Raw genomic sequence first — 13,561 nt, forward strand, 5'->3', positions numbered from 1 at the left:
TGGGCTGCGCCGGACAGGGCGAACAGCGTCACGGCTGCCGCACCCAGCAGCTGCGGCAGCCGTGGGCGGCGCCGGCACCGCCCGGTCGCCCCTCCTCGTTGGGGGCGCGCCGGGCGGGGCCAGGCGGGGTGCGGCAGCCGGACGGACATCGGCTACTCGCCGCCCACGATCCCCTGGAGGATCTCCACCACCAGCGGCGCGAGAGCGACGATCCCGTAGCCCCATGCCGCGGCCTTGAAGGCACGGTTGGAGCGTTCGATCTCGCCTGGGTCACCGCCGGCCAGCATGCGGATCACGCCGCCGACCGACAGCATCACCGTGGCCAGGGCGGCGGCGATGCCCATGATCCAGTTACGGATGTTGTCCAACACGGCGTCGAGGGAGTCCTCCGCGGCCAGTGCCTCAGCCGACGCTCGAGCATGCGCGGGGGAAGCGATCAAAGCGCACATGCCGATCGCCGCGACGGTGACGGTCACAGGCAAGCGCCTGTGCTGCACGTCGTGGCCGGGGCGGTGAATGGCCGGCGGGCACGGGGCGGTCGTCCGGGCCGAGCGTGGGTTGGAACGGTGGGGGCGGTGTCCGGGTATCAGGCGCATCGCGGCACCTCCGAAGATGGGGGAGTTTCCGGGCTCGCGGGCGTTCTCCTCCCGCGTATAGAGAGCCCGGATTTTGGGCCGTTTTTGGACAACAGGCCCTGAACTTTTTTGTTTTCGTCCGCACAGGCCACCTCAGCGGCATCTGTGGCCGCAGCTACTGACCGTGACAGTCCGCCAGGCCGTGACCGGGTGCCAGACGGACTCTCCCGCTGGGTGAGTCGGTCGGCGACGTGGGTGGCGACCGGGTCGCTGGGGTCCACGCTGCCGGAGCCCTTGGCCAGGTAGTCGGCAAGCCGCCGCTCGGCACGGCCGCGCGCCTTGTAGGCGGACTGCACGGAGGACTGGTGCTCCATCGCCCACCTGTCGACGGGAACATCCTCCAGACGCGTGGCGCCGATCAGATCAGCCTCGGTCCGGGTCAGGACCCGCTCGCGGACCGCCCGGGCCAGGACCAGGTCCGGGTGACCCCACGGCGGACGCGGTGCGGCGGACCGAAACCCCGGCGGAACCGGCATCGGCGCATTCAGCGCGCCGGACAGCGCGGCCAGCCCGGCACGGAAGGCCGCCCACCGCAGCCGCACCGGCAGCTGCGGCCGCTCAACATCGATCGTGGGCAGCGCGTTGAGGTAGCCGGTGAGCACCTCGGCCTGGACATCGAAAGCGTCTTGATCCGGGTAACGGGCCGCAAGCCACCCCGCGGCCGAGGTCAATGCCGGCAGCGCCATCCCCACGCACGCCAGCGTCCAGGTGGCTCCCTGCCGCCGGGAGCGACGCACCAGTTCCGCCCACGCCGCGTCCCTAGCCGTCTGCGGGCAGCGGCGATGCATCAGCCGGTCTCGCAACTCATCCAGCGGAATCAACCGGTTGGGTAGGCCGGAGATCATCCGGCCGTTCACCGACAGCGGCTTGGGCCCAGTCACCAGCCAGACGAAGCACTCCCGGGCGACCTCCAGCGGACCCCGAGCAGCCTTCACCTGGGCGGCGACTGTCTGACTCGTTCTCGTCATCGGGCGCCTCCTTCACACGAGGAAGAAAAACGACGCCCTCAAGCAATCCACCTCCGCAACAAGAAACCGACAAGAAGACGACAACGAGAGAGATGGAGCTCAAGCAGTGCCATCCCGTCACCTATTAAGAAACTCTTACAGGAGCCCGGCCCTGAGATTTCCGGACGCCCTCTTAACAGTGGAATCAACACCGGAGCACGAGTTGATCCCGAGGGCCTCTGACCTGCACATTTAAGCGATCTGTAAGAGTTTCTTGGCCCGATGTGATCGCGCTGGGGGACTCTGAGGGCCCTTTACCCTGCCTGCTCCTGCCAGCGGTGAGTCGAGCCGTGGACGATTGTGGAGTAACCCTGACGGAGGGTGGTCTGGGGCTCGCTTGAGGGGGTGACGGCCAGAGCTTTACGGGCGGAAGGGGGGCGGCGCCCGGGCTGCCCACCTGCCCTGAGAGGGGGTAGCGGACGACGGCGATGAAAAGATCTTGAGAGGCTGTTGTCCAAAACTGGCCCCCAATCCGGTCTCTATAGGCGAAGGACTAGAACCGCTCGCCCGACCGGAGCCGTGCCCATGACCTCACCACCACCGCGCATCGCCCGCCGCCGCTCCCGCGGCCATCCGACGTCCGTTCTGACCGTCACCGCGGACTGCCCCAGGAACGGCGAGGGAAGGGCGCCAAGCTGGGTTCGAGAAGCCATCCGGCAGATCGTCACGCTCTACACCCGGCCGAATGATCGCATTCAGTTCATTGCTCCACCAACGTCCGACGCCGAAGGCTTCACCCAACTGCTCGACGTCGCCCAGTCCGTGTCCCGGCGAGGTCGACCGACCGAGGTCCGCACGGTCGCATCCCTGACCAACCCGAGCATCATGCGGACCGCGCAGCGCCAAGAGTCCGAGTCTGACTCCGGACCCCGCCACCACGAAGAGTCCGTCGCCCGACGGCCCCTGACCCGGACCCACCCGGACCCCGGCGACACAGACCCGCGCGGACCGGACCGCCACTCGCTGGTCCTGATGATCGCCGGTCCTGAGGCTGCCGACTGGGCCGACGTCGTTCCCTGGGACCGCTTGCTGACCCCGACCGGTGTCCTCGCCGCAATTACACACAGTAGTCGGCGTCAGGGGCGATTGATGGATCCGGAGCCTTTGCTTATGCACCTGGCGAATCAGTTGGGACTGGCCCTCCTCGACCGCCTCGTGATCGTCTCCACCGGCACACCCAGCGCCATCAAGAACGTACCCCTCCGTCGCCAGGCGCGGCAGGCCTACTGCGGCGTCCTGCTGTTCAGCCACCCCCGGGAGGCGCGGCGATGAACGCCAGCTTCCCGCTCCGGCCGCCCCTCGCCGATCCCGGGGCATGCCCCGAGCCCGAGGCCGTGCCCATCGTGTGGCCCACCGGCCAGCAGCCGCAGGAACCCGCCGAGCACGGCTACGCCCCCGAGACCGCCCGTGATCACCTGCGTATCCGCCCTCAGATCGCGGCCTTCGCCATCGCCGCCTATACCCGCCCCGGCGACACGGTCCTCGACCCCGACTGCGGAGCCGGCACCACCCTCGTCGAAGCCGTCCGCGCCGGCCGGCACGCCATCGGTCTGGCATCCGGGCGCCGCTGGTGGAACACCGCCCGCGCCAACCTCACCGCCGCCCGCCGCCACCACGACGCCAGGCAGAGTCCGCCGACCGACGGCATGGTCCTGGACCAGACAACACCTCACAACCAACTCGCCGCGGCAGGCGCTGTCGACCTCATCCTGACCTCCTGGCGTCACCCCACCGCGCCGCATCGGCCGGCAACGGCCCGGCCCTCTGATCGGCGAACTCCCACCGGAGCCAACCGACTCGCCGAGCTGTTGAACCGGTGCCGACCGCTACTCGCCCCGGACGGACACGTGGTCGTCATTGCCCGCCCGCGACGGCGGGAGGGATACCTGCTGGACGGTCCCGCGCAGATCACCGCCGCAGCCCGCACCGCGAAACTGGCCCTCGTCGCTCGCTGCGTCGCCCTCGTCGCCCCACTCAACGACGAGGACGTGCGTGTGGAGATGTCCATCGCCCAGCGTGCCGCCATCGCCCGCCTCCAGCGCATCACCGGGCACCCCATCGCCGCCACCGCCCACCATGACGTGTGGGTCTTCCGCGCACCGCACGCCTGTGCCAACGCCTCCGCACTCCGGAACGCCGACGCCCCCGAGTTCCTTGGCCGCCCCACCTCGGAATCCGCCACCGAGCTCGCGGAGACAGCAGCATGAAGGAACGTGATCCCGTGACGGGTGCGGCCCATTCGGCACTGGAGATCGTGCCGGTCACGTTCCGGCAGGCCAAGCAGTTCATCGCGGCCCATCACCGCCATCACCCACCGCCACAGGGCATGAAGGTCGCCCTCGGCGTTGCCGCCGACGACATCCTGGTTGGGGTGGCCGTCGTCGGCCGACCGCTGGCACGCCACCTGGACGACGGCCGCACCGCCGAAGTCACCCGGACCTGCACCAACGGCACACCCAACGCCAACTCCAAGCTCTACGGAGCCGCCTGGCGCGCCGCCAAAGCACTCGGATACCGACGCCTCGTCACCTACACACAGCACGCCGTATGCCGTACCTGCGAACACACCCAGGACGTGCACTGTCCCACAGCAGGGAAATCCGGCACATACCTGCCGCCACAACCGGATGGCTGCACTCACACAGGCTGCCCCTGCCGGCGATACGCAGTCGGTGAGACCGGAGCCAGCCTGCGCGCCGCAGGGTTCCGCGTAATCGCCAACCTGCCCGCCCATCGAGGCTGGGACCGCCCCGGCCGCCGTCGGCTTCCCCAGCGACGGTCCGTAGCCCGCACCCGCTGGGAAGTCGGACGCAGGTTAGCTGCCCCTGCCAACCGACCTGAGGGGAATGGGCGGTCACCTGAGGCTCACCCCCGGGAGACGGGATGAATGAGTACGTGTCAACCGGCCCTCCACACGCCGCTGCCCATACCCCTGGGCTACTCGTCATTTCACTCAGTCGGTACTCCAAAGCCGGACTTGAAAACCCTCCTGACCTGAGCTTTCATGTGAAGGAAGCCGCGCCCCGACGAAAGTGCCGAGTGGGAAAGCGGCATGCTGCCCTTGCGTGCCCCAAGCGGCCGGATTTCACGCGCTATCCGCTCACCCTCTCTGCAGCGGCCCCGGTAGTCTGCGCCGCTGTAGTGCGCGGGCTGCCGCAGCGGGACGTACCCCGGCAGAAGGTCGAACCGTTGCCGGAGAGACAGAAGAGACAGCAAATCAACTCCGCCAGGGGCCAACTGAGCTTGTCAGATGCTCAAGCCTCGGAGGTACCCCATGCCTAGGCCCGCACGCCCCCATGAGCGCTTGCTCACGGCACAGGAAACCGCAGACCGCCTCGGCGTGAAACGCAAAACCCTCTACAACTGGGCGAGCAGTTGGGAGGTGGAGCAGCGAGGACCCGAGCCGCTCCGAATGGGCGGGCGTGCTCTGCGCTACCGGGAATCTGACGTCGCACGCTACATCGAATCCATACCGCGAGCCTCGTAGAAGGCCCGCAAAAAAAGCGACCGGAGCAACACGTGACCACGGAGGAACCGTACGACCGATGGCACAAGGCCCGCCCCAGGGAAGGGGAACCCGAGTGCCCCGAACACCCTGGCCTGGTGCCAAGTTCAGACCACGGCTGTGAAAAGCGCTGGCAGGCTCGCTGGCGGGACAGAAACGGTCAGCAGAGGTCGAAGAACTTCCCTAAGAACAAGAAGACGGCGGCTGCCGCCTACCAGCGAAGCCAACGGGCCGCAGTCGACGAGGGCCGTGACCCGCTCCCGCACCGCGGCCAGAGGAAGAAGTCTGCGACCCCCACCATCGCCGAGTACACAGAGACGTTCCTATCCCGGCATGAAGGCCGACCAGGGACCGTGGACACATACCGGTACCGGCTGCGGGGGCACGTGATACCCGTGCTCGGCGAGCGCCGCATCGACACTGTCAAGCGTGGAGAATACCGGGATTTCTTGGCCGCCCTGAAATCCGGAGGCATGCCGGACAGCACTCGGTCCGGCGTGAAGAAGTCGCTTTCTGCGCTGCTGTCGATGGCCGTCGAGGACGGCTATATGGAGGGCAATCCGGTAGCCGGTATCCGTCTCCCCAAGGCGAAGAACCGTGAGATACGGCTGACTTGGAAGCACGTCGTTGCCTTGGCTGAAGAGATCTACCCCCGGTACGAGATGATGATTTGGTACGGGGCGTTGCAGGCCCTGAGGTCCATGGAGGCTGCGGGGGTACGCCGGTCGGACATGGAGACTGCTCGAGGCAAGCAACTGGTCGAGGAGCAGAGGCAGCGCGGCAGGGCCGCGCCGCTGAAGACCGAAGCGAGCACGGCGTTCTTGCCCGTTGGATCCTTTCTGCTGGACAAGTACGTCGCGCACGTAGCGCGTTGGCGCGCTCCGCTGTCAGAAGGTGCCTTGCGGAAGCGGGAACGTCGGGGCCTGGCACCACTTCGGGCAGAGTATGACGACCTGGTGACGGTTACCCGGTACGGGACCCCAGTGAGGGAGAACGCGTTGTGTCGCGCGTTCAACCAGGCCAAGGAACGAGTACGAGCCCGCGGCATCATGATCCCCGAGGGTGCGACGTTCCGTGATCTACGGCACTTCGTCGACGCGGTGCTAGTAGCCTCGGGGCTTGAACCACGCAAGGTTCAAGCTCGCATGCGACACGCTCGTCTAGGCGAGACGCTGGATACCTACGGCTATCTGATCTGGGACGTGGACTGGGAGAACGCTCCTGCGTCCTTCGAAGAGCTGTACGGCATTCCGGCGCCGCCTGGCCTGCCGGAGGCCGCCCTGGTTCCACGGGCGGAGCGGGAAACTGCGGCAAGATGACAGGACGACAGACGACCGCGCCGACCGCAGTAGCCTGAAGATGAAGGCACCCGGCTGAGGGGCCCTCAGGTCGAATGATCAACAGCTGAAGCGGACGCTTGGCACGTAAGGAGAGAGGTGGGATCCGTGATCAAGGCATGCCCCTCTCCTGTCGCTGCGCCGCACCTGGTTCCGACGGGTGTGCACTCGATGTGCACCGCGTCAGGGCGAACTAGGGAAAGCCGCAGGTCAGAAGCTGCATTGAGGGGCACCCTCACTGTGCCCGGCGTACAGGCCGGCTCGTCCGCCGCCTGCGTTTTCGCAGGTCAGAGCTCCGTGCCTGGGGCGGTTCCGGGCGCCTTGCCTGTTCGGGGTGTTTTCTCGTCCCTTTCCGCTCCCTTCGGGCGCGGCACCGGACCGGGAACGCGGACGCCGTGGGTGCGCGTCACTGCTCTGAGTGGTCCCTGCACAGTCCTCGGTTTCTGGTGGAGGGGCGCCACGCAAGCGCCCTCCCCCACGTGACAGCGGTCCTATGCGGGACGGGCCGCGGTGAGGGTGAGTTCGTTGTCGGTGGTGAAGGCGAGCCTCACGGACAGGTCCCCGTGGTCGGTGGTGGGGTAGACGTCGGTCCTCTTGCGGTCGGCGGTGTCCCCCGCGATGCGGGTGAGGGGGATGGACGAGCCGTCCCGGGTGGTGAGGACGAGGCGCCAGGTGGCCGGGGTGTCTGCTCGGGTGTGGTCGATGGTCAGGGTGTGGGCGCCGGCGCTCGCCGTGGCGAGCGGGAGGTCGAGCGAGGGGCCGTCCTCGGTGTGGCCCTTGGCGCCGGTGAGGGGCGTGTGGGCCGGGTGGACGGCGACGGTGACGGTGGACGTGGTCGCGCTGGTCTCGATGGCCGTGACCTCGGCGTGGGTTGGCCGGCGCCAGACGCGGAGGGTGAGGTTGCCGTCCTTGGTGGTGTAGGGGATCCACGCGCCGACGGTGTTCTTGCGGGTGGCGGGGCGGGCGGTGACGAGGGCGGCGGTTTCCACGAGGCGGGCGGTGACGCGTTGTGGTTTGGGCGCGTCGGGAGAGTCGAGGAAGGCGTCCCAGCGGCCTTCGGCCAGGTCGTGGGCGTCGCGGGCCACGGTGGCGCGGCCGTCGCGGTCGAGGGGGAGGCGTATCTGCCGCTTCCTGTTGCCGCGCATCCGCAGGACCAAGTGGTCCTCGTGGGTCGCGGGGGTGATGTGCACGGTGAGGCTGCCGTCGGAGTGGGCGACGGCGTGGGCGGCCGGCGGGGTCGGGTCCGCTGTCTCGGGGGATTCGGCCGGCGCCGTCGCGGTGCGGTTGCCCGCCGTGAACAGGCCGCGCAGGCGGGCGGTCAGGCCCTTGGGCTGTGGCCGGAGCGTGGCGAACAGCTTCTCGTAGCGTTGGGCGATGACGTCGGGCGCGTAGCGCTGCGCGGTCTTGAGCGCGTGGGCGCCCATGCGGAGGCGTAGTTGGTCGTCCTTCATCAGGCTGCGCAGGCCCTCGGCGATGGCGTGGGGGCCGCCGTCCTCGGGGATGAGGAGGCCGTCGTGTCCTGGAGTGATGATCTCGGCCGGGCCGGTGGGGCAGTCGGTGGAGACGACGGGGACGCCGCAGGCCATGGCCTCGACGATGGTGAGGCCGAAGGACTCCCACCAGGAGGTGACGGCCGCGACGGAGCCCTTGGCCCATTCCGTCTCGATGGGGGAGACGGCGCCCATCAGCCGTGCGCGGTCGCCGAGGTGGAGTCGGTCGATGTGGGCGCGGAGATCGGCGCGGAGTTGGCCGCGGCCGTAGATGCGCAGCTGCCAGTCGGGGAACTCGTCGGTGAGCAGGGCGAAGGCGTCGATCAGTCGGTCGTAGCGCTTCTGGTCGACCAGGCGCCCGGCGGCCACGATCACCTTGCTGTCCCCGGTGGCGGGCGTGACAGCGGGCAGGATCGAGGAGTTGGGGATCCACACGACGCGTTCGGCGATCCCGGGAAGCGCTTCGCGGTAGGCGGCGGCGTCCTGCTCGGAGACCGGTGCGAAGGCGTCGAGCAGCGGCACGGACGCCAACTGGAGCTGCTGGGCGGCCGGCTTGCGGGTGCCGAGGGTGGAGTGTTCCTGACCGACGCGCAGGTAGCGGGTGCTGCCGAAGTGTCCGAGGTACTGGCTGAGGGTCGGTCGGGTGGAGATGACCACGTCGGCGTCCACGGCCGCGAGATGTTCGGCCATGCGGCGGTCGCTGAGCAACGAGACGCCCTCGTGCCAGGCGGGGAGGAGTTCGCTCGGTGCGGTGGCCTCCGGCAGGGCCAGGTCGGCCGAGCCCTCGCGCTGGTCGATCAACGTCTCGATGGGGACACGTGGATCGAAGGCGAAGCTGGTGGTGTCCCGGTGCCGGTAGAGGCTGGTGACCCGCACCTGATGCCCGCGCTCGGCGAACCCGCCGGACAGGTTGGCCACCGAGCGGATCGTGCCCCCGATCCCGTAGGCGTTGTTCAGCAGAAACGTGATCTTCACGTCAGCCCCCCACTGGTCACATGTCGCAAGCCGCACCCCTACGGCTTGGTCGCATCTGTCATGCAGAACTGATGGTGACACAGAGATGGCTGTGCGATGGACTCGACAAGAACCCGTGCTGACCTGGGGGGTCTCGCGGTGGCCATGTGTAACTGGGCGTAAATGATCAATCGGGGCAACTCTGCGGTCAAACATGGAATTTGTCACACAGTTGTTCGCTCCTTTACCGGAACTTGGTGATCTTTGGGTGATTTGTTCATCTGTGATCTTTGTGTGGGCCGTCTTAAGGTCCCCTCTCGTATGACATGTGCGCGATACGTGGTGAGGGTGGGGATCTGTGGGGTTGTTCCGCCGAAGAGGTAACGCCTGTGCCGGATCGGCCGTGTTGGCGACGGCGTTGGTGGCTGGTCTGCTGCCGGTTCTCGCCATCGCCACGGCTGAGGAGGCCGCTGCCGAACCGGCCACCGCCACCAGCTCGACCGAGGCGCCCGGCGAGGTGAGTGAGACCGCCGAGGCCATCGCCCTGGCCGAGGCGGCGGAGACGGGCGAGAACGTCGAGGTCGAGTCCCTGCGCGGCGAGACGACCGAGGTGTTCGCCACCCCGGAGGGGCTCCTCGAGGCGTACGAGTACCTGCGGCCGGTGTGGGCGCGGGTGGACGGCGAGTGGGAGGCGGTCGACACCGATCTCGAGGTCCGGGAGGACGGCTCGGTGGGGCCACGCGCGGCGACGGCCCAATTGAACTTCTCCGGTGGCGGTGACGGTCCGCTGGTGGAGCTCGAACGCAGTGGGCGCGAGCTGGCGCTGGTGTGGCCCGAGGAACTGCCTGAGCCGGAGCTGGCTGGAGACACCGCGCTGTACCGCGATGTTCTGCCGGACGTGGACCTCCGACTGACTGCCCAGCCGGACGGGTTCAGCCAGCTGATCGTCGTCAACTCGGCCGAGGCCGCTGCCAACTCCGCGCTGTCCGAGCTGCGCCTCGGCCTCGCCTCGTCCGGCGTCGATCCCCAGGTCACCGAGAGCGGTGGCATCGAGGCACTGGACGAGAACGCCGACACCGCTGTCTTCGAAGCTCCGGTTCCCCTGATGTGGGACTCGAGTGGCGGAACCGAGGCCGCGACGCTGGCCACCGCAGACGACGAAGCCGCCGTCGGACCTCCGGGAGCAGGCGAGTCCGCCAACATGGCCCATGTCGGCGCGGACATCAACGACGAGCAGGACGCGCTGACGCTCACCCCGGACCAGGATGTGCTGCTCGGTGAGGACACCGTCTACCCGGTGTACATCGACCCGCAGTGGCACAGTCCCCGGTCGACGGCCTGGACGATGGTCTCCCGCTACTGGGCATCGTCACCCCAGTGGAAGTTCAACGGCTCCAGCAACGCGGGCATGGGCTACTGCGGATGGGCCACCTGCATGCCGCAGGACGTCAAGCGGCTGATGTACCGCATACCCGTCTCGACGTTCTCCGACGCCCGCATCATCGAGGCGACGTTCTCGGTCCGCAACGTGCACTCGGCGACCTGCACGCCGCAAGCCGTGGAGTTGTGGCGTACCGCCGGGATCAACGCCAACACCACCTGGAACAGTCAGGACAATGGCTCCTTCTGGATCGAACGTCTGGAGACGGAGACCTTCTCCTACGGCTACGACGGCTGCGGCGCGGCACAGGCCGAGTTCGATGTCCGAGACGCCGTACAGGACGCGGCGGACGACGGCCGCTCCACTCTCACCTTCGGCCTTCAGGCCGCCGATGAGACCGAGCCGCTGTCATGGAAGCGTTTCTCCGACCGAGCTCACCTGACAGTCCTCTACAACCGGGTGCCCGACCAGATCGAGCCCTCGCAACTGGTCATGAGCCGCGGCGGCGCCTGTAGACCAGCCAGCAACCCGGCATACGTCCACACTCTCGGCGACATCTTCGCCGATCCCGTCACCGATCCCGACGGCGGCGCGCTGTCCGTCGAGTTCGCCGCGCGCTGGGACGCCGGCGACGGCCGGGGCAACATAGTGCGGTGGGAGTCCGGTCGGGTCGGCCCCAGAGATTCGGGCTCCTACTTCGACGTGCCTCTTCCGGACGACCTACCCGAAGGGGTCGTCATCGAGTGGTTCGCCCGGTCCTACGACGGATACGCCTACAGCCCCTGGTCCTACCGCGGCAACGGCAACCACGCCTGCCACTTCGTCTACGACTTGTCGGTACCATCCGGGCCGGAAGTCTCCTCGGCCCACTATCCGTCGATCACGCCTGGTCAGGCGAGTCCCTGGTACCAGGGCGCGGGGCACTACGGCGAGTTCACGTTCAGTTCCTCCGACACCGACGTGGTCGCGTACGTCTATCGTCTGGATGACGGTCCGCAGCAGCGGATCGCCACAACCGGAGGCGCACCGCGCACCGTGGACTTGGTGCCGGACGCACCAGGACCGCACCGGCTGTATGTCATCGCCGAGGACGCCGCTCGTTACTCCTCGGAGGAGGTGACCTACCAGTTCCGTGCGGCCGCCGGGGCGCCGGCCAGAGGGCGGTGGCAGTTCGACGAGACATCCTCGGCCTCGAGTGCCTCCGCCACTGTCCCGACGCGATGGGCCACCGTCAGCGGCGGGACCACGCTCGGCGTGGCGGGCGCCGTCGGGACCGGCATCCGCTTCGACGGCACGTCCGGTTACGCCCGGACGACGCTGCCTGTGATCGACACCGACCGGGCCTTCTCCGTATCGGCCTGGGTGCGGCTGGACCACAAGCCGACCAGCGCAGCTGTCGTCGCCACCCAGGCGGGCACACACCAGCCGGGGTTCGAGCTTTACTACTCCGCCACCCAGGACAGTTGGGCGTTCAACCAGTACCGCTACGACCGCGAGGGGGAGACGAGCACTGCTCGGGTCCTTGCCTCGGGGGTCGACGTGGTCGCCGGTGAGTGGGCCCATCTGGTGGGCTCCTACGATCCGGGGGGCGACTTGCTCCGGCTCTTCGTCAACGGTCGGCTGGCCGGCTCGACCTCGTACGCGGAGGCGTGGAACGCCCGCGGCTTCCTCCAGATCGGTGCGGGTCAGACCAGTGGCCAGCCACGGTCGTTCTTCCCCGGCACGATCGACGAAGTTCAGGTCTTCGACCTCTACATGGCCTCCGAGACCTCGCACATCGCTCGGCTCTACAACAAGGAGCGGCTGCACACCAGTGGCCGTCCCGCGGTCGCGCTGATGGCACTGGACGAGAGAGCGGGCAGCCAGCGAGTCTCCGCAGCTCCGGATGTTCTCCCGGTGAGCTTCCACGGCGGCGCCCAGGCCGGCGTCCCGGGGGTCCACAGCCGTGCGCTGCAACTCAACGGCACCGACGGCTACGCCAGCACCGGCACCGCCATGGTCAACACCGAGCGAAGCTTCGCGGTGTCCGCCTGGGCCCGACTGGACCGCACCCCGCAGGGCGCGGCCGTTGTCGCTACGCAGACCGGGACTCTCGCACCCGGGTTCGAGCTGTATTACTCGTCGGCCTACAACCGCTGGGCGTTCAACCAGTACAGCGACAACACCGCCGACGCGCAGCCGGTGCGCGTGATGCAACCAGACGGGCAGACAGCCCAGGTAGGCGAGTGGGTACACCTCGTCGGGGTCCATGACGCCTATGAACAGACGCTGAGACTCTACGTCGACGGGGAGGATGTGGGTTTCGTCACCCTGGACACCCCGTTCCACGCCAACCAGGCCATCCAGATCGGCGCGGGCCAGTCCAGCGGCGCTCTGCGGTCCTTCTTCCCCGGCACGATCGACGACGTCCGGGTGTTCGACCGGATCCTCACCACGTACGAGGTACAGCAGATCTACCACCAGGCGCCGATCGTCCGCGCCCGCTGGCAGCTGGACGACCTGAGCACGGGGAGCCCCGCCTCCTCGCCGGACGCCACCACCTACGGCAATGACCTGTTCCTCTGGGGCGGAGCGGGCGTGAGTCCAGGCTTCGTCGACGAGGCATCGTTGTACGTCGATGGTGGTGGCGGCTACGCCTACGCCCCGGACGTCCCCATCGACACCGCCGGCAGCTTCACCGTGACCGCCTTCGCCCGGGCCGCCTCCCCGCCGGCAGCCGCCGCCTCCGTGCTCAGCGCCGTGGGGCAACGTGAGAGTGCTTTCGCTGTCCGCTTCGAACCGGACAGCGAGCAGGAGGGATTCGGACGCTGGCAGGTGACCCTGTCCGACCGGGACGACTCCACCGCGACGACCACGCGCGTCGGCCACAGCCGGTTGTACGACGTCCGCGAGTGGCATCACCTGGCTCTCGTCTACGACGCCTTCGCCGCCGAGGCACGACTGTACGTGGACGGCGCGCTGGAAGAGGTGACGTGCCTCGACAGCGAGGAGACGAACTGCGCTCCAAGCGACTCCCGAGCCGGCGACGTGTTCCCCTTCGCTGCGCAGAGCAGCCTGCACGTCGGTCGATCCATGACGGGCGGGGTGTGGCGAGAGCCATGGCCGGGCGCGGTAGACGACGTCTGGGCGATCCAGGGCGTCCTGACTGACGACCAGATAGCGCAACTGAGTCTCGGCCCGAGGGACGCGGCGACCGAGGTGCCGCCACAACCCGAGCAGTCCGACTCGTGACCCTGCTGGTGGCGGCGTGGA

At 68.2% G+C, this 13,561-nt stretch carries 9 protein-coding genes; 6 read left to right on the top strand and 3 right to left on the bottom strand.

Going from position 1 to position 13,561, the window contains the following annotated elements; translation table 11 throughout:
- Window positions 1-152 precede the first annotated feature (152 nt).
- Both RNC47_RS09510 and RNC47_RS09515 read right to left on the bottom strand, forming a co-directional pair.
- The gene (locus tag RNC47_RS09510; RefSeq protein ID WP_311597331.1) at window positions 153-476 is read right to left on the bottom strand and encodes a pilin; all 324 of its coding nucleotides are present in this window, start codon (window positions 474-476) and stop codon (window positions 153-155) included.
- A gap of 110 nt (window positions 477-586) precedes the next feature.
- Window positions 587-1,603, bottom strand: coding sequence for a hypothetical protein (locus RNC47_RS09515; protein ID WP_311597332.1), 1,017 nt, complete (start codon window positions 1,601-1,603; stop codon window positions 587-589).
- 564 nt (window positions 1,604-2,167) lie between these two features.
- Here RNC47_RS09515 and RNC47_RS09520 point away from each other — a divergent pair.
- From RNC47_RS09520 to RNC47_RS09530, 5 genes are all read left to right on the top strand, one after another.
- Window positions 2,168-2,914, top strand: a complete 747-nt coding sequence (locus tag RNC47_RS09520; RefSeq protein ID WP_311597333.1) for a hypothetical protein — start codon at window positions 2,168-2,170, stop codon at window positions 2,912-2,914.
- Window positions 2,911-3,849: a DNA methyltransferase gene (locus RNC47_RS09525; RefSeq protein WP_311597334.1), complete on the top strand. Its 939-nt coding sequence runs from the start codon at window positions 2,911-2,913 to the stop codon at window positions 3,847-3,849. Before RNC47_RS09520 ends, RNC47_RS09525 begins: the two co-directional genes overlap by 4 nt.
- Window positions 3,846-4,529, top strand: coding sequence for an XF1762 family protein (locus tag RNC47_RS37590; protein WP_394814739.1), 684 nt, complete (start codon window positions 3,846-3,848; stop codon window positions 4,527-4,529). Before RNC47_RS09525 ends, RNC47_RS37590 begins: the two co-directional genes overlap by 4 nt.
- 387 nt (window positions 4,530-4,916) lie before the next feature.
- Window positions 4,917-5,129: a helix-turn-helix transcriptional regulator gene (locus tag RNC47_RS37595; RefSeq protein WP_394814740.1), complete on the top strand. Its 213-nt coding sequence runs from the start codon at window positions 4,917-4,919 to the stop codon at window positions 5,127-5,129.
- Window positions 5,130-5,161: 32 nt separating this feature from the next.
- Complete coding sequence (locus RNC47_RS09530) at window positions 5,162-6,466, top strand: site-specific integrase (protein ID WP_311597335.1); 1,305 nt, start codon at window positions 5,162-5,164, stop codon at window positions 6,464-6,466.
- 509 nt (window positions 6,467-6,975) lie between these two features.
- Here the strand turns inward: RNC47_RS09530 and RNC47_RS09535 are convergent.
- Entirely contained in the window at window positions 6,976-8,949 is a 1,974-nt protein-coding gene (locus tag RNC47_RS09535; protein ID WP_311597336.1) for a glycosyltransferase family 4 protein, read from the bottom strand.
- Window positions 8,950-9,601: 652 nt separating this feature from the next.
- On the opposite strand from RNC47_RS09535, the gene RNC47_RS09540 reads away from it, so the two are divergent.
- Entirely contained in the window at window positions 9,602-13,540 is a 3,939-nt protein-coding gene (locus RNC47_RS09540) for a LamG-like jellyroll fold domain-containing protein (protein WP_311597337.1), read from the top strand.
- Window positions 13,541-13,561 lie beyond the last annotated feature (21 nt).

The sequence above is a fragment of the Streptomyces millisiae genome, assembly GCF_031845425.1.
GTDB lineage: Bacteria > Actinomycetota > Actinomycetes > Streptomycetales > Streptomycetaceae > Streptomyces > Streptomyces millisiae.

What these genes read in the sequence shown, in the direction of transcription:
- RNC47_RS09515 (WP_311597332.1), bottom strand. Translation starts at nt 1,603, where the DNA reads ATGACGAGAACGAGTCAGACAGTCGCCGCCCAGGTGAAGGCTGCTCGG.
- RNC47_RS09520 (WP_311597333.1), top strand. Translation starts at nt 2,168, where the DNA reads ATGACCTCACCACCACCGCGCATCGCCCGCCGCCGCTCCCGCGGCCAT.
- RNC47_RS09525 (WP_311597334.1), top strand. Translation starts at nt 2,911, where the DNA reads ATGAACGCCAGCTTCCCGCTCCGGCCGCCCCTCGCCGATCCCGGGGCA.
- RNC47_RS37590 (WP_394814739.1), top strand. Translation starts at nt 3,846, where the DNA reads ATGAAGGAACGTGATCCCGTGACGGGTGCGGCCCATTCGGCACTGGAG.
- RNC47_RS37595 (WP_394814740.1), top strand. Translation starts at nt 4,917, where the DNA reads ATGCCTAGGCCCGCACGCCCCCATGAGCGCTTGCTCACGGCACAGGAA.